This window comes from Nocardiopsis sp. MT53 (assembly GCF_019598965.1).
Lineage (GTDB): Bacteria > Actinomycetota > Actinomycetes > Streptosporangiales > Streptosporangiaceae > Nocardiopsis > Nocardiopsis changdeensis.
The window spans coordinates 6,162,224-6,187,608 of the sequence record NZ_CP080599.1; the positions used below are offsets into that span (position 1 = coordinate 6,162,224).

Genomic DNA, 25,385 nt, shown 5'->3' on the forward strand with positions numbered 1-25,385 from the left:
CGGCGCCGGTTCAGGGCCGGACCTCGTCCACCCGGACCGGCCGGTGCTCGCGCCTGGACAGGTCGGCGGCGTCGGCGACGAGTACGGCCTCCAGCGCGTCGGCGACCGTGCACGGGCTGGGCGTGCCGTCGCGGACCATGGCGATGAACGCGGCGATCTCCGCCTCGTAGGCGGGGGTGAACCGGGACCAGAACTCCTCCCAGGGGTCGCCCGCGGGGAACGCGGTGCCGGGTTCGGCCGAGCGCAGGGGGACCCGGTCGTCGAGTCCGACGGCCAGGGTGGCGTGTGTTCCGGCCAGTTCCATGCGCACGTCGTACCCCGCGCCGTTGTACCTCGACCCCTGGAGGGTGGCCAGGGTCCCGTCGGACAGCCGCAGCACGGCGGCGGAGGTGTCGACGTCGCCGTGTTCGGCGAAGTAGTCGGCGCCCCGGCCGGCCCCGTAGGCGAAGACCTCCTCGACCTCCCGGCCGGTGACCCAGCGCAGGATGTCGAAGTCGTGGACGTGGCAGTCGCGGAACAGGCCCCCGGACCCGGCGACGTAGGCGGCGGGCGGCGGGGCCATGTCGCAGGTGGTGGCGTGGACCCGGTGCAGCTCGCCCAGCTCGCCGTCGCGCAGGGCCCTGTGGGCGCGCCGGTACCCGGCGTCGAAGCGGCGCATGAAACCGATGTGCACCCGGGCCCGGGCGCGTTCGACCTCGGTGAGCACGTGCACGGTCTCGGCGACGGTGGGGGCGACGGGTTTCTCGCAGAAGACGGGGATCCCGGCGGCGGCCCCGGCGAGGATGAGGCCGGGGTGGGCGTCGGTGGCGGCGGTGACCACGAGGGCGTCGACCGCCCCGGGGGCGAGGAGGTCCTCGACCCGCTCGGCCGCCCGGGCGCCGGTGCGCTCGGCGGCCGCGCGGGCGCGGGCGGGGTCGAGGTCGGCGACGAGCAGGTCGCCGACCTCGGGTCGGGCCGCCAGGGCGGCGGCGTGCGAGAGTCCGATGCGTCCGGTTCCGATGAGGCCAATGCGCATGGAGCGCCCTTTCGAGAACGGGGGGGTGTGTGCGTCACGTCACACCGGCGCCCCCATCGTCACGCCGACCCTCCCCGGTGTCAAGAGTTTGTCTAGACATATGGACATCATGATCTCCGGTCAATCTGTACACTGGCACCGTGACCCAGACGCCCCTGTCGATCCCGTTGGACCGCGCCAGCCCGATCCCCCTCTACTTCCAGGTGGCCCGGGAGATCGAGCGCCGCATCCTGGACGGCGAGCTGGCGGCGGGCACCCGCCTGGAGAACGAGGTGGTGCTGGCCGACCGGCTCGGCCTGTCCCGGCCGACCCTGCGCCGCGCCATCGGGTACCTGGTCGACCGGGGCCTGCTGGTGCGCAGGCGCGGGGTGGGCACCCAGGTGGTACGGCCCCGGGTGCGCCGCCCGGTGGAGCTGTCCAGCCTCTACGACGACCTCACCCGCGCCGGGGAGGAGCCGCGCACCGAGGTGCTGCGGCTGGTCGTGGAGGAGCCGCCCCCGGCCGTGGCGGCCGTCCTGGAACTGCCCGAGGGGGGCCGGGCGTACACGATCGAGCGGCTGCGCCGCATCGGCGACGGGCCGCTGGCGCTGATGCGCAACCACGTGCCCGCGGACCTGGTCCGCCTGGACGAGGACGCCCTGCGCGACCACGGGCTGTACCAGCTGCTGCGGGCGGCGGGGGTGCGGCTCAAGGTCGCCTCCCAGAGCATCGGGGCGCGCGTCGCCACCGCCGCCGAGGCGCGGGTGCTGGAGGAGCGGCGCGGGGCGCCGCTGCTCACCATGGACCGCACCGTCTACGACGACGTGGGCCGGGTGGTGGAGCACGGCTCCCACCTGTACCGGGCCTCGCGGTACTCCTTCGAGCTGACCCTCACCGGCTGACCCTCCGGGCAGCGGCGCCGGGGGCCGTGCCCGGCGTGTCCGCTCCCCTTCCGCGGGGCGGCCCGGGAAGGTGGCGGACATGACCACCACCGCCGCCCGGACCGGGTTCGCCGGACTCGCCCTGACCCGGCTGGCCGAACTGTTCATCCTGCTGCTCGGCCTGTTCCTGATCTTCGGCGGGGACCCGGAGGAGGACCTCGGCTTCCTGTTCCTGTGGGACGCGGCCGTCCTGCTCTACCTCGCCGTCGGCATCTGGAGCGTCCGCCGCCGCGCGCTGGGGGCACCGGGGGCCGCCGGCGGCGTTCCCCGGCCGCGCCGCCGGTGGGAGCGCGTCCTGCGGCCCAAGCGGTTCATCCTGGTCTTCCCGGTGCTGGCGGGCTTCGCCGGGCTCAGCGCCGCCCTGCTGGTACTGGACTTCAGCGGCGACGACGTCCTGGGCACGGCGATCGCGGCCTTCGGCGCCCTCACCATGGTCCTGGGCTGGATCCTGCTGCACTCGGGGTACGCGCGCTCCTACCGCGCCCGGAACGAGGACGAACGCGGCCTGGAGTTCCCCTGCACGGAGCACCCGACCATGCCCGACTACCTGTACTTCTCCTTCGTCATGGGGTCGACGTTCGCGGTGTCCGACGTGGCGGTGGTCAGCACCCGGATGCGCTGGCACGTGATGCTCCACGGCATCCTCGCGTTCTTCTACAACGCGGTCGTGCTGGCCACCGCCATCGGCGTGGTCACCGGGGGCTGACCCCGTCCGGCACGCCGCGGCGCCGGGGGGCCCTCAGGCGTCGGGGAAGAGCGCGGCGCGCAGGGCGTCGGTCTGCGCGCGGCGGAAGCCCCTGACCACCCCCGTGTCCGCGAAGGGGACCTCGAACCCGTGGAAGGCGCCGGGCACGATGCTCAGCGCGCACGGCACCCCGGCCTCCTCCAGGCGGCGGGCGTAGGCCACGTCCTCGTCGTGGAACAGGTCGTTGGTGCCCACCCCGATCCACGCCGGGGGCAGCCCCGACAGGTCCTCCCGGCGCGCGGGGGCGGCGTAGGGCGACACCCCCTCCGAGCCCGGCGGGCGGCCCAGCAGGGCGCTCCAGGCGTAGCGGTTGGCCGAGGGCGACCACAGGTACATGTTCGCCGTGTCGATATCGGTGCGCAGCGCCGTGCGGTCGTCGAGCATCGGGTACACGAGTAGCTGGAACACCGGCCGCGGCCCGCCCCGGTCGTGGCACAGCAGCGCCAGCGCGGCGGCCAGGCCGCCCCCGGCGCTGGCCCCGCCGACGGCGATGCGCCCGGGGTCGATGCCCAGCTCACCGGCGGAGGCGGCCATCCACTCCAGCGCGGCGTGGACGTCCTCCAGGCCGGCCGGGGCCGGGTGGCGCGGCGCCAGGCGGTAGCGGACGGCGACCACGGTGATGCCCAGCTCGCGGGCGAACCCGACACTGCCCCGCTCGTCCTGCGCGGGGTGGCCGATCAGGTGCCCGCCGCCGTGGACCCACAGCAGCGCGGGGGTGGTGGACGGGGCGGACCGGGGCCGGTAGACCCACACCTCGACCGGCGGCGCCCCGGCGGGGCCGGGCACCGTGCGGTGCCGCACGGTCATGTCCGCGGGCACGCGGCCGGGCCGCATCCGGGACGTGAACCAGCGCATGACCCCGCTGGTGCCCCTGGTGACCGGGGGCACGGGGAGGTAGCGGATACGGCGCAGCTCGGGGTGCAGCGGGGGCATGGACGACTCCTCGGTGTTCTATGGCGGTAAGTTATCCACCGCCTCCGACACCGCCGTCCCCCCGGCCCTCGGCAGGCCCTACAGTGTTGACCATGCGTTGACCCCGGCCCGGGCGCATCCGGGCACCGCCCCGCTCCTTCGCGACCCCTGGAACATCCACCGCGAAGGAGATCTCACCCGTGCCCTTTTCCCTGCACATCGACGTCCCCGAGGCGCTGGTCGCCTCGCACGGCTCCAGCCCGCGGGGCCGCGCCTGGCTCGCCGCGCTGCCCGCCCTGGTCCGCGACCTCGTGGACCGCTGGTCGCTGCGCCCCGACGGCCCCGCCCGCAACGGCATGGCGGGCCTGGTCCTGCCGGTGGTGCGCCCCGACGGCACACCGGCCGTGCTCAAGGCCCAGCCCGTCACCGAGGAGAGCGCGGGCACGGCCCTGGGCCTGCGCACCTGGAACGGCGACGGCGCGGTCCGCCTGCTGGACCACGACCCGGCCACCGGCGGCCTGCTGCTGGAACGGCTGGACGCCGCCCGCCCGCTGTCGGCGGTGCCCGACGACACCGAGGCCCTGGGAATCCTCGCCGACCTGCTGGCCCGGCTGACCGCCGTGCCCGCCCCGGCGGGGCTGCGCACCCTCGCCGACGTGGCGTCCGCCATGGTGGCGCAGGCCCCCGGAGCCGTTCCGGAGCTGCGCCGCGAGGAGGACCGCGCCCTGGTGCGCGCCTGCGCCGCCGCGGTCGCCGAGCTCCTGGACTCCCCCGGCGACCGGTTGCTGCACTGGGACCTGCACTACGACAACGTGCTGGCCGCCGACCGCGAGCCGTGGCTGGCCATCGACCCCGAGCCGCTGGCCGGGGACCCCGGGTTCGACCTGCTCCCGGCCCTGACCAACCGGTGGGAGGAGGTCCGGGCCCGCGGCGACGTGCCGCGGGCGGTGCTGCGCCGGTTCGACCTGCTCGCCGAGCGGCTGGGGCTGGACCGGTCGCGCGCCGCGGGGTGGACGCTGGGGCGGGTGCTCCAGGACGCGCTGTGGCAGGTGGAGGACGGCGACGACGTCCTGGAGCCGGAGGGGGCCGCCGTCGCCGGGGCCCTGCTGGAGCACCGGTACTGAGCCGCCGGCGCCGGGGCGGTCAGAGCCAGGCCGGGGCGTCCGAGCCCCACCGGGTGGGCGGGGTCGCCCAGTCGGTGGGCGCCCCGGCGTAGCCGATCGGCGGGCGGGCGTAGCGCAGCCCGCCGTACGGGGAGTCCGCGGTGGTCAGCCACCGTTCGGGGTCGTGGGCGCCCCCGGCGGCGGGCACGGGGTCGATACCGTGCAGCAGCAGCCCGGCGGTCCCGGCCAGGGACAGGCGCAGGTCGCGTCCGAGGCCGTCGGCGGCCCGGTCGGTGAGGGCGCGCAGGACGGCGGCGGCCAGCAGGTACCCGGTCCCGTGGTCCAGGGCCTGGGCGGGCAGCGCGCCGGGGGCGCCGTCCTCCCCGGCCTCCGCGGCGGCGATGCCGACCCCGGCCTGCACCAGGCTGTCGAACCCGCGGCGCCCGGAGCGGGAGCCGGACCAGCCCCAGGCGCACAGGGCCGCGGTGATCATCCCGGGGCGCCGCTCGGCCAGGTCCTCGGGCGACAGCCCGTACCGGTCCAGGACCCCGGGGCGGTAGCCGGTGACCACCACGTCCGCCGAGGCCAGCAGGCCCTCGAACACCTCCCGGTCCGCGGGCTCGGCCAGGTCCAGCAGGGTGGAGCGCTTGCCGGGCGCGGTGTCGATGTGGGTGTCGCGGTCCTCGGGCAGGCGGGGGGTGTCCACCCGCAGCACGTCGGCGCCGAGCAGGGCCAGGGTGCGGGTGGCGACCGGTCCGGCGATCACCCGGGTCAGGTCCAGCACCCGCACCCCGGCGGCCGGCAGGTCCGCGGGGCCCAGGGGGCGGTCGGCCGGACCCCACATGGGGCGCTCCTCCACGACGGGAGGGCGGGTGGGGTCGGGGTGGTCGGCCACGGCCACCGCCAGTCCCCCGGCGGCGTACACCTCCTCCTGCACCTGCCGGGCCCGCCGCCCGGCCAGCACCCGGCCCAGTGCCTCGGCGTCGGTGTCCCCGGACAGCTCCAGGGCGGCCAGCAGTCGCTCGCGGTGGTGGGGGTAGTTGGCGTGGGTGCGCACCCAGCCGTCGGCGGTGCGCCAGAACCCGGACAGGGGCGCGAACGGCACCATCGGGCGCCCGTCCACCCGCAGGTGGCGCTCGCTGACGAAGGCGGTGGCCACCGAGCCCTCGTCCACCTCCACCGGCCGCACCGGGGCGCCGCCGCGGGCGGCCAGCAGCTCGGCGGCGGCCAGCGAGCACACCCCGACGGTGGCGCGGGCCAGTTCCCGCACCGGCAGCCGGGCGGGGAGCACCGCCCCGGCACCCCGGTAGGACACCCCCTCCGCCAGGCCGGGCGGGCCGCCCAGCGCGGACCAGAGCACGGACGTGGTGACGTCGGTTCCACCCATAGGGGCATTGTGCCCAACCCGGCGGCCCTCCCCCGCCCCGGGTCCCGCATGCCGGGTGTCCGCCCTCGGCCGCCCTCCGCACGGCCCGGCTCCGCCCCGGCCCCCACCGGCCGGGATAGACTCGCGGCGGCGATGGATCCCGCCGGGGCGCCCGCCCGAACCGCCGGTCGGCTGATGGTTCCTGCACCGTTTCCACGGGGCGGGTCCGGCCCGCCCGGAAGGGTTCGGCGATGACACGCACACCGGCGCGGCCCGCGGCCGCGGGGACCGCCCCCGGGCCCCGCACGCACATCCTCGGCACTGCACTGCTGGTCGCGGCCGGGTCCGCGGTCGGCACGCTCGCGCGCGCGGGCATCGGCGCGGCCCTGCCCGCCGGGGCGGGCCAGTGGCCGTGGGCGACCTTCGGCGTCAACATCCTGGGGAGCCTGCTGCTGGGCGCGCTCCTGGAGGCGCTCTCCCGCTCGGGCGGGGACACCGGGTGGCGCAGGCGGGTCCGCCTGGGCGCGGGCACCGGCGTGCTCGGGGGGTTCACCACCTACAGCACGTACGTGATCGAGGTCGGCCGGCTCGCGGGCACCGGCCACCCGTCCGTCGCCGCGGCCTACGCGGTGGCGAGCGTCGCCGCCGGGGTCGCCGCGGCCGGGGTCGGCGTCGCGGGGGCGGCAGCGGTCGCGCGCCGCGCGGGGCGGGGGCGGTGATGGTCCTGCTGCTGATGACCGCGCTGGCCGGCGGGGCGGGGGGCGCCTGCCGGTTCCTGGTCGACACCGCGCTGACCCGGGGCGGCCGGACCCGGCTGCCGGTGGGCACGCTCACCGTGAACGTCTCCGCCTGCCTGCTGCTGGGCCTGCTCACCGGCTACGCCCTCGCCCACGGATACGCCGGCGGCCTCCCCGAGGTCGCCGGGGTGGGGTTCCTGGGCGGCTACTCGACGTTCGGCACGGCCTCGGTCGAGGCGGTCCGGCTGCTGCGCGCGGGCTCCCGGGGCGTCGCGCTCGTGTACGCCTGGGGGATGCTCCTGCTCGGCCTGCTCGCCTCCGCGCTGGGGCTGCTCGTGGGCGGCCTCCTCCCCTGACCGGGCGGCACGTCCCGTTCGTGGCCGTGTGTCCGCATAGGGGACACTGGGGCGGTGACCACCCAGAGGGAGGACGGATGAACGAGGCGGCGATCCGCGTCTACGGGGCCGACTGGTGCCGGGACTGCCGGCGCACGAAGAAGCAGCTCACCGACCTGGCGGTGCCCTTCGAGTACATCGACGTCGAGCACGACCCGGCCGCGACCGAGCGGGCGCGGGAGATCTCGGGGAGGACGAACATCCCGGTGGTCGTCTACCCCGACGGGACCCACCACGTCGAACCGGACAACGCGCAGGTCGAGGCGAAGCTCCGCGAGCTGTCGGTGATCTGAGCCGGACGCGGCGCCGCACCCGCGCGGCGCCGCCCCGGCCCGGGGCCGTCTCAGCCGGCGGCCCGCACCGCCTCCCCCATGCGCCGCACCGCCTCCGTGAGGACCGCCGCGGACGTGGCGAAGTTCAGGCGCACCCGGCCCGCGCCGCCGGAGCCGAAGGTGTGGCCGGAGCTGAGCGCCACCCGCGCCCGGTCCAGGAAGACGCGCGCCGGGCCCGCCAGGTCGGTGACGACCCCGGGGCCGTCCGTGTCGCGGGGGTCGTCGAACCCCAGCCCCCGGCAGTCCAGCCAGGCCAGGTAGGTGCCCTCCGGCGGGGTGTACCCGACACCGGGCAGGTGCTCGGCGAGCAGCCTCCCCAGCAGTTCGCGGTTGGCGGCCAGACCCGCCAGCAGGGCGTCGAGCCACGCGCCGCCCTCGTTCAGGGCGGCGGTGTGCGCCAGCGCGCCGAGGTGGCTGGGCCCGTGGCCGACCTCCTCGGGCATGCGGGCCAGGTCGTCCGCCGCACCGGGTCCGGCGAGCACGAGGCCCGCCTTGAGCCCGGCGAGGTTCCAGGCCTTGGAGGCCGAGGTGACGGCGAAGGCGTCCTCCGCGCCGTCGACGCTGAGGTAGGGGGTGAACCGCGCGCCGTCGAGCACCAGCGGGGCGTGGATCTCGTCGGCGACCACCCGGACGCCGTACTCCCGGGCGAGGGCGGCCACGGCCGCGAGCTCGTCCGCGGTGTGCACCGCGCCGGTCGGGTTGTGGGGGTTGCACAGCAGGTGGGCGGGGCGGCCGCCGCGGGCGCGGGCGGCGGCGTAGGCCTCCCCCAGCGCGTCGAGGTCGAGGCGGCCGTCCGCGCCGAGCGGCGCCGCGGCCACGCGCCGGTCGGCGTGGGTGACGAAGGCGTGGAACGGCGGGTACACGGGCGGGTTGACGACCACCGTGTCGCCCGGCCCGGTGACCAGGCGCAGGACCTCGACGATGCCGAGCATGACGTCGGGGACGAGGGCGGTGTGCTCCACGTCCGGGCCCTTCCAGCCCCAGCGGCGCTGCGCGAACCCCGCCAGCGCCTCGGCGTAGGCGCGTCCGCCGACGGGGTAGCCGGTGTCGCCGAGCTCCACCGCGCGGTGCAGCGCCCGGGCGACCGGCTCGGCCAGGGGCACGTCCATCTCGGCCACCCACAGGGGCAGCACGTCCTCCGGGTAGGTGCGCCACTTCATGCTCGTGCGCCGGCGCAGGTCCTCGACGGTCGGCTGCTCCAAGGGGTTGGGCACGTCCGCGGCCGTGTGTTCCATGCTCGCTCCCCGGGGTCGGTTCGTCCGCCCGGCGCGGTGCGGCCCGCACCGGCGGCCCTCTCGGTCTCCCCTTCTATCCGTTCCCGGCGGGCTCGGGCAACCCCCGCCCCCACCGTTCCCCCGGTTCCCCCGCCGCGGCGGGGCGCCCGATGTACACGGCGCCGCGGCGGCGGTCCCCCTCGACCCCCCACATCGCGTCGAGCGAGGCGTCGGGCACGGGCAGCAGGTGCGCGTCGACCCAGGTGTCGCCGGTGGCGGCGTTGGTCCAGGGGTCCTCGACGACCAGGGCCCCCGGCACCGCGCCGTGGCAGAGCAGCCAGTGCGGCACGTCGAACCCCTGCATCCGCGCGAGCGAGACCAGCAGCAGGACGTGCTCCCCCCGGGCGAGCGCGTCCCGGAGGTCGGCCGGGGCGGGCCGGCGGGGCTCGACCGGGACCCCGGCCCGGGCCGCGTCCGCCCGCGACTCGGCCTGGAGGACGGCGCGCCACTCCCGTTCCCCGTCGGGGTAGGAGTCCAGGAGCACGGGCAGCTCCGTGTCGAGGCCGACCGTGACGGGCGAGGACGGCCACGCGCGGCGCACGGCGACGCCCAGGCCGACGGGCTCGCAGGCGGGGAAGTTGGTCGCGCCGCGCCACAGGGCCAGCTCCGCCGGGCGGTCCAGGGCCCCGGGCCGCACCGCCCCGGCCTGCTCCTGAGCGACCAGGGCGACGACCGCCCCGCAGGTGAAGTCCGTGGTCTGCCGGTAGTAGGAGGGCTCCGCCGTCGCCGCGCCGAGCCAGCGCACGTGGCCGGTGCCGGGGTGCCCCCCGTCCCGCGCGGACCCGAGCGGCGCGCGCATCGGCGCGAAGCCCAGGGCCCGGGCCTGCCCGGCGTCGACCGTCCACCCCTCCCACTTGACCTGGACGAGGCCGCGGTCCCGCGCGTGGGCGAGGACGGCCTCCACCGCCGCGGGCACGTCGCCGACCGCGTCGACGATCTTGCCGTAGGCGGTCCCGGGGCGCGCCGTCACCAGCGCGGCACCGGCCCACTCCCCCTCCCGGGCCCCGGGGGCGGCCACGATGCGGGGCGCGTGGGACGAGCGGTCGACGGCCCCCCAGCGCTCCAGCACCGGGGCGGGCGCGATCCGCTCCAGGGGCGCGGGCGGGGCGGCCGGGTCGAACGGGACGGCGGTGCTGCGGGCGGACGCGTCGGCGGTGCCGGCGGGCATGGGGTACTCCTGGTGGTTCGGGCGGCGGTCACGCGCGGGAGCGGTGCAGCAGCCAGGCGAGGTAGGGGGCGCCGACCAGGGCGATCATGAGCCCGGCCGGGATCTGGGAGGGTGCGATCAGGGTGCGGCCCAGGGTGTCGGCCACGCTCACCAGCAGGGCGCCCAGCAGCATCGCGACCGGGACGGACCGCCGGTGCGCGGCGCCGACCAGGGAGCGGGCCAGGTGGGGGGCGATGAGCCCGACGAAGCCGACCACCCCGACCGCGACCACGCCGACGGCGGCCAGCACCGCCGCGACGGCGAGCAGCCCCGGCCGCGTCCGTTCCACGCGCATCCCGAGGATGCGGGGGGTGTCCTCGTCGACGGCGAGCAGGTCCAGGTGCCGGGCCAGGCCGAGCACCAGCGGTACCGCCAGGACGAGCACCACCGCGACCGGCACGACGTCCGGGAAGGTGCGCCCGTAGGTCGTCCCGGACAGCCAGGTGAAGATGCGCGGCGTCTGCCAGGGGTCGGCGCGCAGGAGCAGGAACGTCGTGACGGAGGTGAGCGCGTACCCGGTCCCGATGCCGACCAGGACGAACCGGTCGGGGCGCAGCCCGCCCCGCGAGGCCGCCGCCGTGATCAGGGCGAAGGTGGCCAGTCCGGTGAGCACGGCCATGACGGGCAGCGGCGGGAGCCCCGCGCCCGGGGCCGCGGTCACCACGGCCACCGCGCCCAGCCCGGCGCCCGCGGTGATGCCCAGCAGCCCCGGCTCCGCGAGCGGGTTGCGCACGGTGCCCTGGACGACGGCCCCGGAGAGGGCGAGCGCCGCGCCGGCCAGGACCGCGGCGGCCACCCGGGGGACCCGTTCGTCCAGGGCCCGGCCGATCAGCTCCGGGGCGGTCCCCTGGAGCCAGAGCGCGATGTCCCCGGTGCGCAGCCACAGCCCGCCCGCGAGCACCCCGGCGAGCGCGGCGCCGGCGAGCAGCACCGCGGCCGCGGCCAGGACGCCGAGGAAGCGCCGGCGCGACCGCGCCGCGGTGCGCGCGCCGGGCGGGCGGCGGACCGGGCCCGCGTCGCGCAGGCGCAGGGCCAGCACCACGATCAGGACACCGCCCAGCACGGCCGTCGGCACGCCGGTGGGGATCGAGGCGGCCCCCTCCGCGCCGAGCAGGGCGCGCAGCCCGGCGTCCGCGAGCAGGACCAGCAGCGCGCCGAGCAGGCCGGAGGCCGTCACCATGACGAGGTGCCCGCGCAGCGCCCGGACCCGGCCGGCGAGCAGGCGGGCCAGCACGGGCGCGCCCAGGCCGATGAACGCGATCGGCCCGGCCAGGGTGACCGAGGCCGCGGTGAGGAGCACCGCGCAGAGCACCGCCGCGATCCGGGTGGAGCGGACGGGCACGCCCAGGGAGGCCGCGGTGTCGTCGCCCAGGCCCAGCACGTCCAGCCGGCGGCAGAGCAGCAGGGCCGCGGCGAGCACGGCGGCGATGAGCGGCATCGCCCGCAGGGAGGCGGCGATGTCGAGCTGGACGAGGGAGCCGCTGCCCCAGGCGTACAGGCCCGTGGTGTTCTCCTTGAACAGGATCAGCAGCATCGCGGTCGCCGCGTCCAGGGCCATCGCCGCCACCGACCCGGCCAGGACGAGCCGGGTCGTGGCCGTGCCCGCGCCGCGGCCGGCGAGCCCCAGCACGAACGCGGCGGCCAGCAGCCCGCCGGTGAACGCGGCCAGGCCCGAGGCCCACAGCGGGACGGCGAGGCCGAACGCGGCGACGAGGGTGAGGGAGAAGTAGGAGCCGGCGGTGACCGCGAGGGTGTCGGGCGAGGCCAGCGTGTTGCGGGTGACCGACTGCAGGAGGGCCCCGGCGGCGCCGAGGGCGAAGCCCACGGCCACGCCCGCGAACAGGCGGGGCAGCCGGGAGCCCACCAGCACGTCCCCGACCGGGACGCCGTCGACCTCCTCGCGAGCCCCGGCGGTGAAGCGCAGCAGGTCCCACCACCCCACGCCCGAGGTGCCCTGGGTGAGGTGCCACAGGCCCACCGCGAGGATCGCGGCGGCCAGGCCCGCGAGGACCCCCGCCCCGGCGGCGGCGCCGCGCGGTCCGGTGCGCGGCGGCAGGGGCCGGGGCGGGGTCGGGGCCGGCCCGCCCGCCGGGCGGCGGGCCGTCTCCGGGTTCGCGCTCATCCCCGGGTGAGGGCGTCGGCGAAGGCGTCGACCGCCTGTGCGGTGGAGCGGGGGCCGCCCGCGCCCCAGATCCGGGGCGGGAAGGAGTAGGCCCGGCCCTCCTCGACGGCCGGGAGGGAGGTCCAGATGGGGTTCTTCTCCAGCTCCTCGACGTAGCCGCCGACGCCCTCGTCGTTGGCGTAGAAGAGGTTGGCCTCCCCGACGGCGGTGAGGCCCTCGACGTCGGTCTGGGCCAGGCCGTAGGAGGGGTTCACGCCGCCGTCGCCGTACGCCTCGTTGATCTCGTCCGTCCAGACCGGGGTCAGCCCCAGCTCCTCGCCGAGCGCGGTGAACAGCGCGCCCTCGCCGTAGGGCCGGATGGTGAGGTTGCCGCCCTGGAGCCAGCCGTCGAAGTACAGGAAGTCGGTGGTGGGCAGGTCGACGGCGGCGACCTCCTCCTCGGCCTGCGCCAGGTGGGCGTCGAACTCGCCGATCACCTGGTCGGCGCGCTCGGTGCGCCCGGTCGCCTCGCCGATCATCCGGAACACGTTCCGCATGTTCTCGATGGGGTCGGCGGGGTCGGCGCCCAGCGTGACGAGGACGGGCACGCCGCGCTCCTCCAGCCGGGCGATGATCTCGTCGTCGGCGCTGAAGGCCTCCACCACGATGAGGTCGGGGTCGGCCGCGTAGAGGGTGTCGAGGTCGGGCTCCTCGCGGCTGCCGATGTCGGTCACGCCCTCGGGCAGTTCCTCGGCGCTCACCCAGGTGCTGTAGCCCTCGGTGTCGGAGACCGCCACGGGGGTGACGCACAGGGTGAGCGCGTCCTCGACCTGCTGCCATTCGAGCACGGCGATGCGCTCGGCGGGGCGGTCGAGCTCCACCGTGCGGCCGACGCCGTCGGTCAGCGACACCGGTCCGGTGGAGGTGGCCGTGGTGTCCTGGGCGCAGTCGTCCGACGGGGGCGCGGCGACGGCGCCGGTCTCGGGCTCGTCGACGTCGGTGGTGCCGCATCCTGTCGCGGCGAGGACGAGGGCGAGGGCGGCGGTGGCCGCGGTCGCGAGGGGGCGGAGCCGGGTCATGGGGTGTTCTCTCTGCTCTGTGTCTGTTCGTGTGTTCTTCAGGTGCGGGGGGCCGACCGGGTGCGGTCGGGGTGCCGGCCGACGGGGTCCATGCGGAGCCGCCCGGTCCGGGGGTCCCGGGTGACCTCGACCGGGATGCCGTAGACCTCCCCGAGGTTCTCCTCGGTGAGGACCTCGGCGGGGTCGCCCGCGGCGCGGACGCGCCCGGCGTCCAGCAGCACCAGGGTGTCCGCGACGCGCGCGGCGTGGTCGAGGTCGTGCAGCACGACCCCGACCGCGGCGCCGTGGTCCTGGGCGAGGTCGCGGATCAGGTCGAGGGTCTCGACCTGGTAGCGCAGGTCGAGGTGGTTGGTGGGCTCGTCCAGCAGGACGACGCCGGTGTCCTGGGCCAGGCAGGTGGCGAGCCAGACGCGCTGCATCTCCCCGCCGGAGAGCTCCCCGGCGGCCCGGTCCGCCATGTCGCCGACCCCGGTGGCGGCCATGGCGCGCTCGACCGCCTCCCGGTCCCGGGCGCTCGGGCCGGCGAGGCCGCGCCGGTACGGGTGGCGCCCGAACGCCACGACCTCGCGCACGGTCAGGCCCTCGGGCACGGGCCGGGACTGGGAGAAGAGGGTGACCTCGCGGGCGAACCGGCGGGCGCTGAACGCGGAGGCCGGGGTCGCGCCGGGGCCGAGCGTGACCTGCCCGGCGTCGACGCGGTGCAGCCGGGCCAGGGAGCGCAGGAGGGTGGACTTGCCGCTGCCGTTCGGCCCGACCAGGGCGGTGACGCGTCCGGCCTCCAGGGCGAGGGCGGCCCCGTGGACGACCTCGGTCCCGCCGTGGCTCAGGACCAGGCCGTCTCCGCGCAGGGCGTGCGCGCCCGTCACGGCGCCGTGCGCACGGCGGTGCGCCCGGGTGCCGGGAACCGGGCGGCGCGGCGCGGCGTCCGGTCGGCCGTGTGCGGCGCGGCGGCTCCGACTGCACGTCCGGGCAGGTCACGGCGGGTTCGGGAGCACGCGGGAGCGCGGCCGCCCGGAGTGGAGATTAGGTTAGCCTTCACTCACTCAGGATAGATTTGTCCGCTTTGTGGCTGCAATCAGGACTTCTGGACACCCGATACGGGATTCCGGACAGGAGCCGGGTGCGCGGCGCCCGCGTACGCCCCCGGCGTGGTGCCCATGACCCGCCGGAAGGCCTCGATGAAGGTACTGGTCTGGGCGTAACCGAGGAGTTCCGCGGCGTCCTGGACCTCGCACCCCTCGCTGAGCAGCGTCAGCGCCCGGTGGATGCGCAGTGACCGTCGCCACTGCGCGAACGACAGCCCGGTGGCGGCGCGGAACGCCCGGCTGACCGTGCGGGCGCTGACCCCCAGGTCCCGCGCCCACTCGTCCAGGGAGCGGTCGTCGGCGGGGTCCTCCAACAGCGCCTCCACCACCGCGCCGACCCTGGCGTCGCCGGGCAGCCGCAGGGCGAGCTGCCGTTCGGCGGGTTCGAGCACGTCGAAGACGACCGCCTCCGTCCGCTCCCGCTCCCCGACGTCGAGGTCCGTGCGGGCCAGGCGCATCAGCAGCGCCTCCAGCACCGGGGTCATGGCGATGGCCGTCGGCCCTCCGAAGGCGACCCGGGTGCGCTCGGGAGCGAAGAAGGCGGTGTGGAACCCGGCCCCGGCCGTGAGCCTGCCCGAGTGCACCTCCCCCGCGGGCACCCACAGCCCGCACCCCTCCGAGACGGTGAAGACGCTGTCCCCGACCCGCGAGGTCAGGGCACCGCGGCTCACCCACACCAGCTCGTGCGCGGGGTGCACGTGCGGCTCCCACTCCGCGGGGGCGCCCAGCACGTGCGACTCGGCGATGATCACGAAGGGCGTCGCGGCGCCCCGCGGGAGCGGGGCGGCCCGCCGCACCGAGGTGTTGGACTCGCGCCGCCAGGCGCCCCGGCCCGCGCCCTCGTGCGGCCGCGCCGCGTCGGCCGAGGACGCGCGGCGGCCTGCCGGCCCGGTCTGTGTCCCACTCACGGGCGGCTCACCCCATCGGCTCTCGGAAACGGCCGCCGGCCGGTGTCCCGGCCCGCCCCACCTGGGCGGACGGCGCGGCGGCGGCACCACCACGGTATCCGCCCCCCGCGGGGGCCGCCGGCCGGGGCGGTTCAGGCGTAGAGGGCGGCGATCGCGGAGAGCACCCGGTCGCGGGCCGCGCCGGCGTCCTCGCGGCCGATGAGGACGTAGTAGGCCAGGCCCTCGGCAAGGGCGGCCAGGGCGACCGCCTCCCGGTCCGGCTCCACCGCGGCCGGGAGCGCGCCGGCCTCCCGGTCCCGGCGCAGCAGGTCGGCGAGCCGCCCGTGGAAGCGCTCGTACTCGCCGCGCATGCGGTCGGCGATGGACTCCTCCGACAGGGCCAGCGCGGTGAAGGACTGGCGGATGCGCATGTGGGTGCGCGTGGGCGCGTCGTAGGGGATCAGCTCGGTGAGGACCGCGGTCAGCGCCTCGCGGGGCGGGGAGTCCGCGCCGGCCCGGGCGGCGATGCGGGTGCTGCTCAGGGCGTTGGCCCGGTCGAAGGCGGCCTCGATCAGCTCGTGGCGGGCCGGGAAGTAGTGCTGGACCCGGCCGGGCGAGACCCCGGCGCGGGCGGCGACCGTGCTCTGCGACACCGCCGACAGCCCCTCGGCGGCCACCACCTCCAGCACCGCGTCCGCGATCTCGTTCCGGCGCCGTTCGTACGCGGCCCCCCGGCCGCGGGCCCGTCGCTCCATCCCCGCCCCCCTTTTTCCAATGTGGACACATCGGTTTGACCGGGCCATCGTAGCCCGGCTACGGTCTCAGGCAAACCGATGCGGTCACATCGTTCTGATGGGGAGGGGCGTCATGGGAGAACGCGCGGCCGGCGCCGGGCCCGGCGCGGCGCACCGGGGCGTGCTCGCCCTGGTCTGCACGGCGCAGTTCATGGTGGTGCTCGACGTGTCGGTGGTCAACGTCGCGCTCCCGCCGATCCGGGCGGCGCTGGACTTCGCACCGGGCGGGGTGCAGTGGGTGGCGGGGGCCTACGCGCTGGCCTTCGCCGGGTTCCTACTCCCGGGCGGCCGCCTGGCCGACCTGTACGGGCGGTCGCAGGCGTTCACCGCCGGGCTCGCGCTGTTCACCGCGGCCAGTCTGGTCGGCGGGCTGGCCACCGCACCGTGGGTGCTGGTCGCCGCCCGCGCCGCGCAGGGGCTGGGCGCCGCCGTGCTGGCCCCGGCCACGCTGACCGTGCTGACCTCCGCCTTCCCCGAGGGACCCGCCCGGGTCCGGGCCCTGGCCGTCTGGACGGCGGTCGGTCTGGCCGGCGGGGCCTCGGGCAACCTCGTCGGCGGGCTGCTCACCGAGGCGCTGTCCTGGCGGGCCGTCCTGCTGGTCAACGTCCCCCTGGGGCTGCTCGCCGTGGGCACGGCCCTGCGCGTGCTGACCGGCGGGCACCGCCGCGCGGCGGTGCGCGGCGGCCTGGACGTGCCCGGAGCCCTGGCGGCCGCCGTCGGACTCACCGCGCTCACCTACGGCCTCACCCGCGCCGCCGACCACGGGCGGGCGGACCCGGGCGCGGTCGCCTGCCTGGCCGCGGGGGTCCTCGCGCTGGCCGTCCTGGCCGTGGTCGAGACCCGCACGGCGGCCGCCCCGCTGCTGCCGCCGCGGCTGCTGCGCGAGCGCGCGACCGGCCTGGGCAACCTCCTGATGCTGCTGTCGGGGGCCTGTCTCCAGATCCCGATGTGGTACTTCCTCGCCTTCGCCATGCACGACGTCCTGGGGTTCGGGGCACTGGCCACCGGACTGGGGTTCCTCCCCCACACCCTGGTCACCATGCTCGTCGGCTGGCGGGTGGCGCCCCGGCTCATGGAGCGCTTCCGGGCCCGCACCCTGGTGGCCGCCGGGGCTCTCACCGCCGCGGCGGGCTTCGCCTGGCAGGCGGCGGCCCTGTCCTCGGGCGCCTACCTCACGGCGGTCGCGGGCCCGGCGGTGGCGATCGCGCTGGGCGCGGGGCTGTTCGCCACGCCGCTGACCGCCGTCGTCACCTCCGGGGCGCGCGCCGAGGACGCCGGGGCCGTCTCGGGGCTGATGAACACCGCCAAACAGGCCGGCGGCGCGGTGGGGCTCGCGCTCCTGGTCCCCCTGGCCTCCGCCGGGTCCGCGGCGGGCGGCCCGGCCGCCGGGTACACCGCCGTCTTCTGGGCCCTCGCGGCGGTGCAGGCCGCGACCGCGCTCCTGGCCCTCCTCCTACCCGCCCGCCCCGGCCCCGGGCCGACGGGCCCGGGGGCCGTCCGCGGCGGGGCGGCGCCCGGCGCGGACGCCGTTGGCGATGACCAGGACCTCGGCTAGCTCGTGGGTGAGGATGACGGCCGCCAGCCCCAGGACGCCGAACGCCGAAAGCGGGACGAGGGCGAGCAGGATCCCGCCCGACAGCACCAGGCTCTGGAGCATGACGCGCCGGGAGCGGCGGGCGTGGGCCAGGGCCCGGGGCAGGGCGCGCAGGTCCTCGCCCATGAGCGCCACGTCGGCGGTCTCGATCGCGACGTCGGTGCCCATGGCGCCCATGGCCACCCCGGTGTCGGCGGTGGCCAGGGCGGGGGCGTCGTTGACGCCGTCGCCGACCATCGCCACCGGCCCGTGGCGGCGCAGGCCGGCGACCAGGGCCGCCTTGTCCTCGGGGCGCAGGTCGGCGTGGACCTCGGTGACGCCGACCTGCGCGGCCAGGGCGCGGGCGGTGCGCTCGTTGTCTCCGGTGAGCATGACGGTGCGCACGCCCATGCGGTGCAGGGCGGCCACCGCCTCGACCGCCTCGGGGCGCGGCTCGTCGCGGATCGCGACCGCCCCGACCACCGAGCCGGCGGCCTCGACCAGGACGGTGGTGGCGCCCTGCTCCTGGAGGCGGACCACGGCCGGGGCCAGGGGGCCGGGGTCGATGTAGCCGGGGCGGCCCAGCCGCAGGGGCGTGCCGTCGGCGGAGGTTCCGGCCAGGCCGCTGCCGGGCACCGCCGCCACGTCCCGGGCCGGCTCCGGGGCGGGGCGGGCGGCCAGGATCGCGGCGGCCAGGGGGTGCTCGCTGCGCGCCTCCAGGGCGGCGGCCGCGGCGAGGACCTCCTCGCGGGTGTGCCCGGGTGCGGGCTCGACGGCCACCACGGCGGGCCGGTTGCGGGTGAGGGTCCCGGTCTTGTCCAGGGCGACGACCCGCACGGTCCCGAACGCCTCCAGGGCGGCCCCGCCCTTGACCAGCACGCCCGACCGGCTCGCCGCGCCGACGGCGGCGACCACGGTGACGGGGACGGAGATGGCGAACGCGCACGGGGAGGCGGCCACGAGCACCACCAGGGCGCGCTCGATCCAGACCCCCGGGTCGCCGAACACCGAGCCGACGGCGGCGATCAGGGCCGCGGCGACGAGGACGCCGGGGACCAGGGGCCGGGCGATCCCGGCGGCCAGGCGCTGGGCGGCGCCCTTGCGGGCCTGCTCGCGCTCGACGATGTGCACGATCCGGGACAGGGAGTTGTCGGCCACCCGGGCGGTGACCTCGACCTCCAGGGCGCCGCCGCCGTTGACGGTGCCCGCGAACACCCCGGTGCCCTCGACCGCCTCCACCGGTACGGACTCGCCGGTGACGGTCGAGGTGTCCACGGTGGAGCGGCCCGAGCGGACCACGCCGTCGGTGGCGACGCGCTCGCCGGGGCGGACCAGCAGCAGGTCGCCCTCCCGTAGTTCGGCGGGGGCGACGGTGGCCTCGCAGCCGCCGCGCAGCACGGTCGCCTTCGCCGGGACCAGGTCGAGCAGGGCGCGCAGACCGCGGCGGGTGTGCGCCACGGCGTGGTCCTCCAGCGCCTCGGCCAGGGAGAACAGGAAGGCGAGCATGGCGGCCTCGCCCACCTCCCCGAGCAGGACGGCGCCGGCCATGGCCACCGTCATCAGCGTGCCCACGCCGAGCCTTCCCCGGGCCAGCGCCCGCAGGGTGCCGGGCACGAACGTCCACCCGCCCGCGGCGATCGCGGCGGCGAACAGCGCGGTCGCGACCGCGGGAAGGCCGATCAACCACTCGGTGAGCAGCCCGGACAGCCAGAACACCCCTGCGGCCGCGGCCCAGCGCACGGCGGCCGAGTGCCACCACGCGCCCGGGGCCTCCCCCGGCCCGGACGCGGGCGCGCCACAGGTCGGGTCGCCGCACCCGTCGCCGTCGGCGGCCGCCCCGGCGGGGGCACGGCCGCGGCCACCGTCCGCACCGCGGCCGTCGGCGGCGGTGCCCGGGAGGTGACGATCGCGGACGCCGCCGTCCGCGCAGCAGGGGCAGGCGACCTCGGCCGGCGCACGGGACGCGGGAGCGGCGGTCGGGTCCGGCAGCGGGCGGACACGGGGCGGCTCGGGAGCGCCGTCGTCACCGCAGCACAGGTCGGACACGGCTCAGCCCTCTCCCGCCGCGGGCACGGGGCCGGCCTCGGGCAGCAGCAGGGACAGCAGGGCGTGTCCGGTGTCGGTGAGGCGGTACATGACGAGCTTGCCGTCGCGCCGGGAGGCCGCCAGCCCGGCGGCGCGCAGCCGGCGGACGTGGTGGGAGACGAGGTTCTGCGCGGCGGAGCAGACCCACGCCAGGTCGCACACGCACAGCTCCCCGCCGGCCGCCAGGGCGCGGGCGATGCGCAGCCGGGTGGGGTCGGCCAGGGCGTGCGCCCGCTCGGCGGCGGCCCGGACGTCCTCGTCGGCGGGGACGACGGCGCGGACCGCCTCGGCCTGGGGCAGGTCGAGGCAGAGGAGGTCACAGGAGTCGGAAGACATACCAACAAACTAACACTCGTTGATATGTTGAGTCGACGCCGGGGGCGGGGCCGGCGGCCCGCCCCCGGCGCGGCCCGGGGGAACGGACGGACCCCCGGATCAGAGGGTGAGGAGCACCTTGGTGGCGCGGCGCTCGTCCATCGCCCGGTAGCCCTCGGCGGCCTCCTCGATGGGCAGGGTGAGGTCGAACACCGCTCCCGGGTCGATCCGGTCGGTCATGATCAGATCGACCAGCTCGGGCAGGAACCGGCGCACCGGCGCCGGCCCGCCCAGCAGGCTCACGGTGGAGAAGAACAGGTCCATGCCGTCCAGCTCGACCCCGTGGGCGACGCCCACGTACCCGACGTGCCCGCCCGGGCGCGTGGAGTGGATCGCCTGCATCATGGACTCCTGGGTCCCCACCGCCTCGATCGTGGAGTGGGCGCCGTAGCCGCCGGTCAGCTCCTTGACCCGGGTGACGCCCGCCTCGCCCCGCTCCTCGACGACGTCGGTCGCGCCGAACCGCCGGGCCAGCGCCTGCCGGTCCGCGTGGCGCGACATCGCGATGACCCGCTCGGCGCCCAGCCTCCTGGCCGCCAGAACCCCCAGCAGCCCCACCGCGCCGTCGCCGACCACCGCGACGGTCTTCCCGGGACCGGCCTGGGCGGCGACGGCGGCGAACCAGCCGGTGCCGAGCACGTCGGAGGCGGCCAGCAGGCTGCGCGCCTGCGCCTCGGTGGGCTCCCCGGGGACCTTGACCAGGGTGCCGTCGGCGAGCGGGATGCGCGCGTACTCGGCCTGGGTGCCGATCGCGCCCATCATCACCTGGTGGACGCAGCGGGACTGGAACCCGGCCCGGCAGATCTCGCAGGTGTTGTCGGAGGCCACGAACGACCCCACGACGAAGTCGCCCACCGCGATCTCCTCCACCCGGGCGCCGACCTGCTCGACGACCCCGATGTACTCGTGGCCCATCCGTGCGGGCCCGTCCTGCTTCTCGACACCGCGGTAGGGCCACAGGTCCGAGCCGCAGATACAGGCGGCGGTCACGCGGATGACCGCGTCGGTCGGCTCCACGATCACCGGCTTCTCGACGTCCTCGACCCGGACGTCGCCGGGTGCGTGCATGACGACAGCGCGCATGGTCTTCCCATCCTCGTTCTCTCGGCTACCCGTCCACGACACCACGCCTACCCGCGGCGCGGGAGTCACTCCCGGGGCCGCCCACAGCGGGGAGGGCGCGGGCGCGGCGGTGTACCCCTCCAGGCCACCACGTCCGCGCCCAGGAAGGGAGCCCCTGTCGATGGGGGTACCGGCAGGGCCCCCTCCGGGCCGGCGCCGCCCGGGGCGCCCGCACCCGGCGGCGCCCCCGACGGGCCCTGACAGGGCCTCCCGGGGACGCCTCCCCGGTGGTCGACTGGTCCGGTGAGCGGCTCCGCGTCCGTGCGTCCGCTCCCCCGGCACGCCCGCCCCCCGCGGAGCCGGGGCCACCGTCCACCGGAAGAGACCACCGAGGAGATCCATGTCCTCCGTTCGCGCCTACACGGCCACCTCGGCGACCGCGCCGCTGACACCGGGCACGGTCGAGCGCCGCGAGGTCGGCCCCAGGGACGTCCTCATCGACATCGCCTACGCGGGCATCTGCCATTCCGACATCCACACCGTCCGCGGCGACTGGGGGGAGGTCCCCTACCCGCTGACCGTCGGGCACGAGATCGCCGGCGTGGTCGCCCGGGTCGGGTCCGAGGTCACCCACCACAGGGTCGGCGACCGGGTCGGCGTCGGCTGCATGGTCGACTCCTGCCGGGAGTGCGCCAACTGCCTGGCCGGGGTCGAGCAGTACTGCCTGCGCGGGTTCACCGACACCTACAACGGCGTCGACCGGGACGGCTCGGTGACCCAGGGCGGGTACTCCGAGAGCATCGTGGTCGACGAGCACTTCGTCCTGAGCATCCCCGACGCCATCCCGTTCGAGAAGGCCGCGCCGCTGCTGTGCGCGGGGATCACCACCTACTCGCCGCTGCGCACCTGGAACGCCGGGCCCGGCACGAGGGTCGCCGTCGTCGGCCTGGGCGGCCTGGGCCACATGGCCGTCAAGCTCGCCCACGCCATGGGGGCGGAGGTGACCGTGCTGTCCCAGAGCCTGAAGAAGCGCGAGGACGGGCTGCGGTTCGGCGCCGACCACTACCGCGCCACCGGTGACCCGGCCACCTTCGAGGAGCTGGCGAACACCTTCGACCTCATCGTCAACACGGTCAGCGCTCCCATCGACCTGGACGCCCACCTGAACCTGCTGGCGCTGGACGGCACGATCGTGAGCGTGGGGGCGCCGCCCGAGCCGGTTCCGGTGACCCTGTTCACCCTGTTCGAGAACCGGCGCTCCTTCGCCGGCTCCAAGATCGGCGGCATCGCCCAGACCCAGGAGATGCTGGACTTCTGCGCCGAGCACGGCATCGCGCCGGAGGTCGAGGTCATCTCCGCGGACCGGGTCAACGAGGCCTGGGAGCGGGTTCTGGCCTCGGACGTGCGCTACCGGTTCGTCATCGACATCTCCACCCTGCGCCGGGGCTGACCCGCCCGGGCGGCGGCGCGCTCCGGGCCCCGTGCCCCGGGTCCGGGGCGCGCCGCCGCGGGGCCGCCCCGGTGGGGGTCCCCGACAGGGTCTCCCACCGGGGCGGCCCCCTGCCTAGCGTGGAGGCATGGATAAGAAGACCGTCCGCGACTTCCTGGTCGGCAGGCGCGCGCGGGTGACGCCGGAGCAGGCCGGGATCCCCGTCTACGGGGACGACCGCCGGGTGCCCGGGCTGCGCCGCGAGGAGGTGGCGATGCTCGCCGGGGTCAGCATCGACTACTACACCCGTCTGGAGCGCGGCAACATCGGGGGCGCCTCCGACGGCGTCCTGGACGCGATCGCCCGGGCCCTGCGGCTCGACGACGTCGAGCGCGCCCACCTGTTCGACCTCGCCCGCGCCGCGTCCGCCCCCCGCGCCCGCGCGGTCCCGCCGCTGCCGCACGGGGTGCGGCCCTCGGTCCAGCGGATGCTGGACTCGATGGGCGCCCCCGCGATCGTGCACAACGCCCGCCAGGACCTGGTGGCCGCCAACCGGCTGGGCCGCGCCCTGTACTCACCGCACTTCGACACGGACCGGCGGCCGCCCAACATGGCGAGGTTCGTCTTCCTGGACCCCCGCGCCCGGGACTACTACGTCGACTGGCCCCTGGCCCGGCGCACCACCGCCGCGATGCTGCGCCTGGAGGCCGGACGCAATCCCATGGACGGGGAGCTCACCGCGCTGGTCGGGGAGCTGTCGGCGCGCAGCGCCGTCTTCGCCCGGGACTGGGCCGACCACGACGTCCACCGCCACCGCACCGGCAGGAAGTCGTTCCGCCACCCCGACGTCGGCCTCATCGAGGTCGACTTCGACGTGTTCGAGCCCGCCGGGGAGGAACGCCTGTGGATCGTCGGCTACACCGCCGAGCCCGGCACCCCCTCGGCGGACGCCGTCGCCCTGCTGGGCACCCTCACCGCCACCCGGGAGGAGGCGGACCGGGAGCACCACGGCACCGCCCCGGACGCCTAGGACCCGGTTCTCGGATGCCCTCCGGTACCGCCGCCGGGGGTCTGAAGGCCCGGCGAGGTGTCCTCAGGGGAGGGCCGGGGCCGCAGGCGGTCCGTCGAGGGCCCTGCGCCTTCCGGCGGGCGGGCCGGAGCGCGGCGGCGGTTCGGAGCGGCACGGCCGCGGCGGGGCGGGGGCCGCAGCGCCCCCGCCCCGCCGTCGCCGGTCCTGCTCAGTCCTCCTCTGCCTCCGCCTCCCCCGCGGGCCGGAGGTAGTTGCCGATGAAGCCCAGGACGCCGAAGGCGGCCGCCGCTCCGACGGTCGGCACGAACAGCAGCTCGGACGTGCCGGTCACCCACTCGGGGCGCTGCGCGACGACGCCGGCCGCCTGGCCCAGGACCAGGAGCGTGCCCAGCGCGAAGCAGCACAGCAGCCCGACCTTGAACAGCACGCGGACCACGGTGTGGGCGCGGGACTTGAGATCGGTCACGGTCATCCCCCCAGGACCGGAAGGACGCCCCAACCGATCAGACAGCCGATCAGGAAGATCGGGATCATGTAGTAGACGATGAGCGGCAGGAAGGTGCTCTCCGGCCGCGCCCCGGTCAGCCCCGCGGCCACGAAGATCGACCCCGAGGCGGGCGGGGAGGCCCCCTCGGTGGAGGCGAAGACCAGGATGGCGATGATCGCGAGCAGCGGGTCGACGCCCACCCCGACCAGGGCCAGGAAGGAGATCTGGCCGACGGCGGTCAGGGTGGCGGTGGAGGAGAGCGGGCCCGCCACCAGCGCGATCACCAGCCCGACCACGATCACCATCAGGGTGGAGCCGACCGGCAGGGACTCCAGCATGGTGTTGACGTCCTCGGCCAGGCCGAGCCGCCCGAGGATCTCGCTCGCGGCGATCGCGAAGAACAGCAGCGCGCCGATGGTCGCGAACTTGGGCATGGCCCCGTCGAGCAGGCGGGACCAGCCGCGCACCGTCCGCGGGAGGCGGTCCCGTCCGGCGAGGAGCGAGAAGCCGATGATGAGGATGGGGATCCAGGTCAGCAGGGAGATCTCGCCCATCGCGTCGCCCAGCGGGGTCGACTCGGTGAGGTACTCGCCCAGCGGGCCCACGGTGACGCCGATGGGGATGAGCGCGCCCAGGAAGATCGAGAGCGCCCCGGCCCCCTGCCGCAGCGAGGTGCGCAGCGGGACCAGGTCGTGCTCGTCGACCCGGGGGACGCGGTCGCGGCGCACGAAGTACGCCACCAGGCCGATGCGCAGCAGGATCTGGTAGAGCCCCGCCACGAGCAGGCCCAGGTACACCTGGCCGGTGGTGACCATGCCCCCGGCGAAGCCGATCATGATGACCATGGACGCGCTGGGCGGCAGGGCGGCGCCCATGCCGCCGTTCCCGGCCAGGACGGTCGCGGCCCGGGTGGGGGTCCACCCGGTGCGCACCATCCAGGGTCCGGTGAAGGAGCCGCTGGAGGCGGTGTTGGCCGAGTTGGACCCTGACAGGGACCCGAAGACGGCCGAGGCGACCGTGTCGATGTAGCCGGGGCCGCCGCGGATGCGGCCGAACACGGAGTTGAGGATGGCCAGGATCCTCTGGATCAGCCCCGTGGCGTCGATGAGGTAGGCCATGAACACGAAGGCCAGGGCCGCGTAGAGCACGTCGTGGGTGAGCGCGTCGGCCAGTCCGCCCAGGAGGTAGGCGGGGGCCTGCGCCCCGGCGAACAGGGAGGTGGCCACGAGTCCGAGCAGCATGGCCTCGCCCATGTTCCGCTTGAACACGACGTTCCACACGATGATCACGGCGATGAACGCCGCGAGGGCTAGCAGGGCGATGGGCATGGGGAGACCTTCGGTGCGGGGGTGTGCCGGTGCCCGCGGGCGGGCGGGGTGTCGCTCGGGCGGA

The 25,385-nt window shown here is 76.5% G+C and carries 24 protein-coding genes and 1 riboswitch; of the genes, 9 read left to right on the plus strand and 15 right to left on the minus strand.

The features are described from left to right. Positions 1-10: 10 nt before the first annotated feature. Positions 11-1,015 carry a Gfo/Idh/MocA family oxidoreductase gene (locus K1J57_RS27715; RefSeq protein WP_220561653.1) on the minus strand — a complete coding sequence of 335 codons (1,005 nt, stop codon included), beginning with the start codon at positions 1,013-1,015 and terminating at the stop codon, positions 11-13. A gap of 140 nt (positions 1,016-1,155) precedes the next feature. Between K1J57_RS27715 and K1J57_RS27720 the strand changes: the two genes are divergently transcribed. Both K1J57_RS27720 and K1J57_RS27725 read left to right on the plus strand, forming a co-directional pair. Beyond that, entirely contained in the window at positions 1,156-1,896 is a 741-nt protein-coding gene (locus K1J57_RS27720; protein ID WP_220561654.1) for a GntR family transcriptional regulator, read from the plus strand. A gap of 79 nt (positions 1,897-1,975) precedes the next feature. Beyond that, the gene (locus tag K1J57_RS27725) at positions 1,976-2,641 is read left to right on the plus strand and encodes a DUF1345 domain-containing protein (protein WP_220561655.1); all 666 of its coding nucleotides are present in this window, start codon (positions 1,976-1,978) and stop codon (positions 2,639-2,641) included. Positions 2,642-2,674: 33 nt separating this feature from the next. Here K1J57_RS27725 and K1J57_RS27730 read toward each other — a convergent pair whose 3' ends face one another. Continuing rightward, positions 2,675-3,613 carry an alpha/beta hydrolase gene (locus tag K1J57_RS27730; RefSeq protein WP_220561656.1) on the minus strand — a complete coding sequence of 313 codons (939 nt, stop codon included), beginning with the start codon at positions 3,611-3,613 and terminating at the stop codon, positions 2,675-2,677. Positions 3,614-3,792: 179 nt separating this feature from the next. On the opposite strand from K1J57_RS27730, the gene K1J57_RS27735 reads away from it, so the two are divergent. Further along, complete coding sequence (locus K1J57_RS27735; RefSeq protein ID WP_220561657.1) at positions 3,793-4,716, plus strand: aminoglycoside phosphotransferase family protein; 924 nt, start codon at positions 3,793-3,795, stop codon at positions 4,714-4,716. Between the two features lie 19 nt (positions 4,717-4,735). Here K1J57_RS27735 and K1J57_RS27740 read toward each other — a convergent pair whose 3' ends face one another. After that, positions 4,736-6,082, minus strand: a complete 1,347-nt coding sequence (locus K1J57_RS27740) for a CoA transferase (protein ID WP_220561658.1) — start codon at positions 6,080-6,082, stop codon at positions 4,736-4,738. A 119-nt stretch (positions 6,083-6,201) separates the two neighbouring features. Next, positions 6,202-6,273: riboswitch (Fluoride riboswitch) on the plus strand. Between the two features lie 39 nt (positions 6,274-6,312). On the opposite strand from K1J57_RS27740, the gene K1J57_RS27745 reads away from it, so the two are divergent. The 3 genes from K1J57_RS27745 (at position 6,313) to K1J57_RS27755 (ending at position 7,486) form a co-directional block, all read left to right on the plus strand. Continuing rightward, on the plus strand, positions 6,313-6,780 hold the full coding sequence (locus K1J57_RS27745) for a CrcB family protein (RefSeq protein WP_220561659.1): 468 nt from the start codon (positions 6,313-6,315) through the stop codon (positions 6,778-6,780). Further along, positions 6,780-7,154 carry a CrcB family protein gene (locus K1J57_RS27750; protein WP_220561660.1) on the plus strand — a complete coding sequence of 125 codons (375 nt, stop codon included), beginning with the start codon at positions 6,780-6,782 and terminating at the stop codon, positions 7,152-7,154. Before K1J57_RS27745 ends, K1J57_RS27750 begins: the two co-directional genes overlap by 1 nt. Before the next feature lie 77 nt (positions 7,155-7,231). After that, positions 7,232-7,486 (plus strand): glutaredoxin domain-containing protein, encoded by a 255-nt coding sequence (locus K1J57_RS27755; RefSeq protein WP_220561661.1) that lies wholly within the window; start codon positions 7,232-7,234, stop codon positions 7,484-7,486. Between the two features lie 50 nt (positions 7,487-7,536). On the opposite strand, the gene K1J57_RS27760 is transcribed toward K1J57_RS27755, so the two are convergent. The 7 genes from K1J57_RS27760 to K1J57_RS27790 form a co-directional block, all read right to left on the minus strand. Next, the gene (locus K1J57_RS27760) at positions 7,537-8,760 is read right to left on the minus strand and encodes a MalY/PatB family protein (RefSeq protein WP_220561662.1); all 1,224 of its coding nucleotides are present in this window, start codon (positions 8,758-8,760) and stop codon (positions 7,537-7,539) included. 73 nt (positions 8,761-8,833) lie between these two features. Then, positions 8,834-9,967 carry a peptidase C39 family protein gene (locus tag K1J57_RS27765; RefSeq protein ID WP_220561663.1) on the minus strand — a complete coding sequence of 378 codons (1,134 nt, stop codon included), beginning with the start codon at positions 9,965-9,967 and terminating at the stop codon, positions 8,834-8,836. 28 nt (positions 9,968-9,995) lie between these two features. Beyond that, positions 9,996-12,128, minus strand: coding sequence for an iron ABC transporter permease (locus K1J57_RS27770; RefSeq protein WP_220561664.1), 2,133 nt, complete (start codon positions 12,126-12,128; stop codon positions 9,996-9,998). Beyond that, entirely contained in the window at positions 12,125-13,186 is a 1,062-nt protein-coding gene (locus K1J57_RS27775; protein ID WP_220561665.1) for an iron-siderophore ABC transporter substrate-binding protein, read from the minus strand. The genes K1J57_RS27770 and K1J57_RS27775 overlap by 4 nt, the downstream gene beginning before the upstream one ends. 38 nt (positions 13,187-13,224) lie before the next feature. Beyond that, positions 13,225-14,052, minus strand: coding sequence for an ABC transporter ATP-binding protein (locus tag K1J57_RS27780; protein WP_220561666.1), 828 nt, complete (start codon positions 14,050-14,052; stop codon positions 13,225-13,227). 209 nt (positions 14,053-14,261) lie between these two features. Further along, the gene (locus K1J57_RS27785) at positions 14,262-15,179 is read right to left on the minus strand and encodes an AraC family transcriptional regulator (protein WP_255646641.1); all 918 of its coding nucleotides are present in this window, start codon (positions 15,177-15,179) and stop codon (positions 14,262-14,264) included. A 131-nt stretch (positions 15,180-15,310) separates the two neighbouring features. Next, positions 15,311-15,913, minus strand: a complete 603-nt coding sequence (locus tag K1J57_RS27790; RefSeq protein ID WP_220561667.1) for a TetR/AcrR family transcriptional regulator — start codon at positions 15,911-15,913, stop codon at positions 15,311-15,313. 112 nt (positions 15,914-16,025) lie between these two features. Between K1J57_RS27790 and K1J57_RS27795 the strand changes: the two genes are divergently transcribed. Next, the gene (locus K1J57_RS27795) at positions 16,026-17,507 is read left to right on the plus strand and encodes an MFS transporter (protein ID WP_220561668.1); all 1,482 of its coding nucleotides are present in this window, start codon (positions 16,026-16,028) and stop codon (positions 17,505-17,507) included. Here K1J57_RS27795 and K1J57_RS27800 read toward each other — a convergent pair. The 3 genes from K1J57_RS27800 to K1J57_RS27810 form a co-directional block, all read right to left on the minus strand. Next, entirely contained in the window at positions 17,406-19,571 is a 2,166-nt protein-coding gene (locus K1J57_RS27800) for a cation-translocating P-type ATPase (protein ID WP_220561669.1), read from the minus strand. The genes K1J57_RS27795 and K1J57_RS27800 overlap by 102 nt on opposite strands. A gap of 3 nt (positions 19,572-19,574) precedes the next feature. Continuing rightward, positions 19,575-19,946: a metalloregulator ArsR/SmtB family transcription factor gene (locus tag K1J57_RS27805; protein WP_220561670.1), complete on the minus strand. Its 372-nt coding sequence runs from the start codon at positions 19,944-19,946 to the stop codon at positions 19,575-19,577. Between the two features lie 99 nt (positions 19,947-20,045). Then, positions 20,046-21,068 (minus strand): zinc-dependent alcohol dehydrogenase family protein, encoded by a 1,023-nt coding sequence (locus tag K1J57_RS27810; RefSeq protein ID WP_220561671.1) that lies wholly within the window; start codon positions 21,066-21,068, stop codon positions 20,046-20,048. 379 nt (positions 21,069-21,447) lie between these two features. On the opposite strand from K1J57_RS27810, the gene K1J57_RS27815 reads away from it, so the two are divergent. After that, the gene (locus K1J57_RS27815; RefSeq protein ID WP_220561672.1) at positions 21,448-22,497 is read left to right on the plus strand and encodes an NAD(P)-dependent alcohol dehydrogenase; all 1,050 of its coding nucleotides are present in this window, start codon (positions 21,448-21,450) and stop codon (positions 22,495-22,497) included. Between the two features lie 127 nt (positions 22,498-22,624). Next, the gene (locus K1J57_RS27820; protein ID WP_220561673.1) at positions 22,625-23,506 is read left to right on the plus strand and encodes a helix-turn-helix transcriptional regulator; all 882 of its coding nucleotides are present in this window, start codon (positions 22,625-22,627) and stop codon (positions 23,504-23,506) included. A gap of 208 nt (positions 23,507-23,714) precedes the next feature. On the opposite strand, the gene K1J57_RS27825 is transcribed toward K1J57_RS27820, so the two are convergent. Next, a complete protein-coding gene (locus K1J57_RS27825; RefSeq protein ID WP_220561674.1) occupies positions 23,715-23,978 on the minus strand; it encodes a hypothetical protein in 264 nt (87 codons plus the stop codon). After that, a complete protein-coding gene (locus tag K1J57_RS27830) occupies positions 23,975-25,321 on the minus strand; it encodes a TRAP transporter large permease subunit (RefSeq protein WP_220561675.1) in 1,347 nt (448 codons plus the stop codon). The genes K1J57_RS27825 and K1J57_RS27830 overlap by 4 nt, the downstream gene beginning before the upstream one ends. Between the last annotated feature and the right edge of the window lie 64 nt (positions 25,322-25,385).

Bases quoted from the DNA above. Each gene is read 5' to 3' on its own strand.
- K1J57_RS27745 (WP_220561659.1), top strand. From the start codon at position 6,313: ATGACACGCACACCGGCGCGGCCCGCGGCCGCGGGGACCGCCCCCGGG.
- K1J57_RS27715 (WP_220561653.1), bottom strand. From the start codon at position 1,015: ATGCGCATTGGCCTCATCGGAACCGGACGCATCGGACTCTCGCACGCC.
- K1J57_RS27755 (WP_220561661.1), top strand. From the start codon at position 7,232: ATGAACGAGGCGGCGATCCGCGTCTACGGGGCCGACTGGTGCCGGGAC.
- K1J57_RS27790 (WP_220561667.1), bottom strand. From the start codon at position 15,913: ATGGAGCGACGGGCCCGCGGCCGGGGGGCCGCGTACGAACGGCGCCGG.
- K1J57_RS27750 (WP_220561660.1), top strand. From the start codon at position 6,780: ATGGTCCTGCTGCTGATGACCGCGCTGGCCGGCGGGGCGGGGGGCGCC.
- K1J57_RS27775 (WP_220561665.1), bottom strand. From the start codon at position 13,186: ATGACCCGGCTCCGCCCCCTCGCGACCGCGGCCACCGCCGCCCTCGCC.
- K1J57_RS27770 (WP_220561664.1), bottom strand. From the start codon at position 12,128: ATGAGCGCGAACCCGGAGACGGCCCGCCGCCCGGCGGGCGGGCCGGCC.
- K1J57_RS27830 (WP_220561675.1), bottom strand. From the start codon at position 25,321: ATGCCCATCGCCCTGCTAGCCCTCGCGGCGTTCATCGCCGTGATCATC.
- K1J57_RS27740 (WP_220561658.1), bottom strand. From the start codon at position 6,082: ATGGGTGGAACCGACGTCACCACGTCCGTGCTCTGGTCCGCGCTGGGC.
- K1J57_RS27820 (WP_220561673.1), top strand. From the start codon at position 22,625: ATGGATAAGAAGACCGTCCGCGACTTCCTGGTCGGCAGGCGCGCGCGG.
- K1J57_RS27805 (WP_220561670.1), bottom strand. From the start codon at position 19,946: ATGTCTTCCGACTCCTGTGACCTCCTCTGCCTCGACCTGCCCCAGGCC.
- K1J57_RS27725 (WP_220561655.1), top strand. From the start codon at position 1,976: ATGACCACCACCGCCGCCCGGACCGGGTTCGCCGGACTCGCCCTGACC.
- K1J57_RS27810 (WP_220561671.1), bottom strand. From the start codon at position 21,068: ATGCGCGCTGTCGTCATGCACGCACCCGGCGACGTCCGGGTCGAGGAC.
- K1J57_RS27815 (WP_220561672.1), top strand. From the start codon at position 21,448: ATGTCCTCCGTTCGCGCCTACACGGCCACCTCGGCGACCGCGCCGCTG.
- K1J57_RS27765 (WP_220561663.1), bottom strand. From the start codon at position 9,967: ATGCCCGCCGGCACCGCCGACGCGTCCGCCCGCAGCACCGCCGTCCCG.
- K1J57_RS27825 (WP_220561674.1), bottom strand. From the start codon at position 23,978: ATGACCGTGACCGATCTCAAGTCCCGCGCCCACACCGTGGTCCGCGTG.
- K1J57_RS27730 (WP_220561656.1), bottom strand. From the start codon at position 3,613: ATGCCCCCGCTGCACCCCGAGCTGCGCCGTATCCGCTACCTCCCCGTG.
- K1J57_RS27760 (WP_220561662.1), bottom strand. From the start codon at position 8,760: ATGGAACACACGGCCGCGGACGTGCCCAACCCCTTGGAGCAGCCGACC.
- K1J57_RS27795 (WP_220561668.1), top strand. From the start codon at position 16,026: ATGGGAGAACGCGCGGCCGGCGCCGGGCCCGGCGCGGCGCACCGGGGC.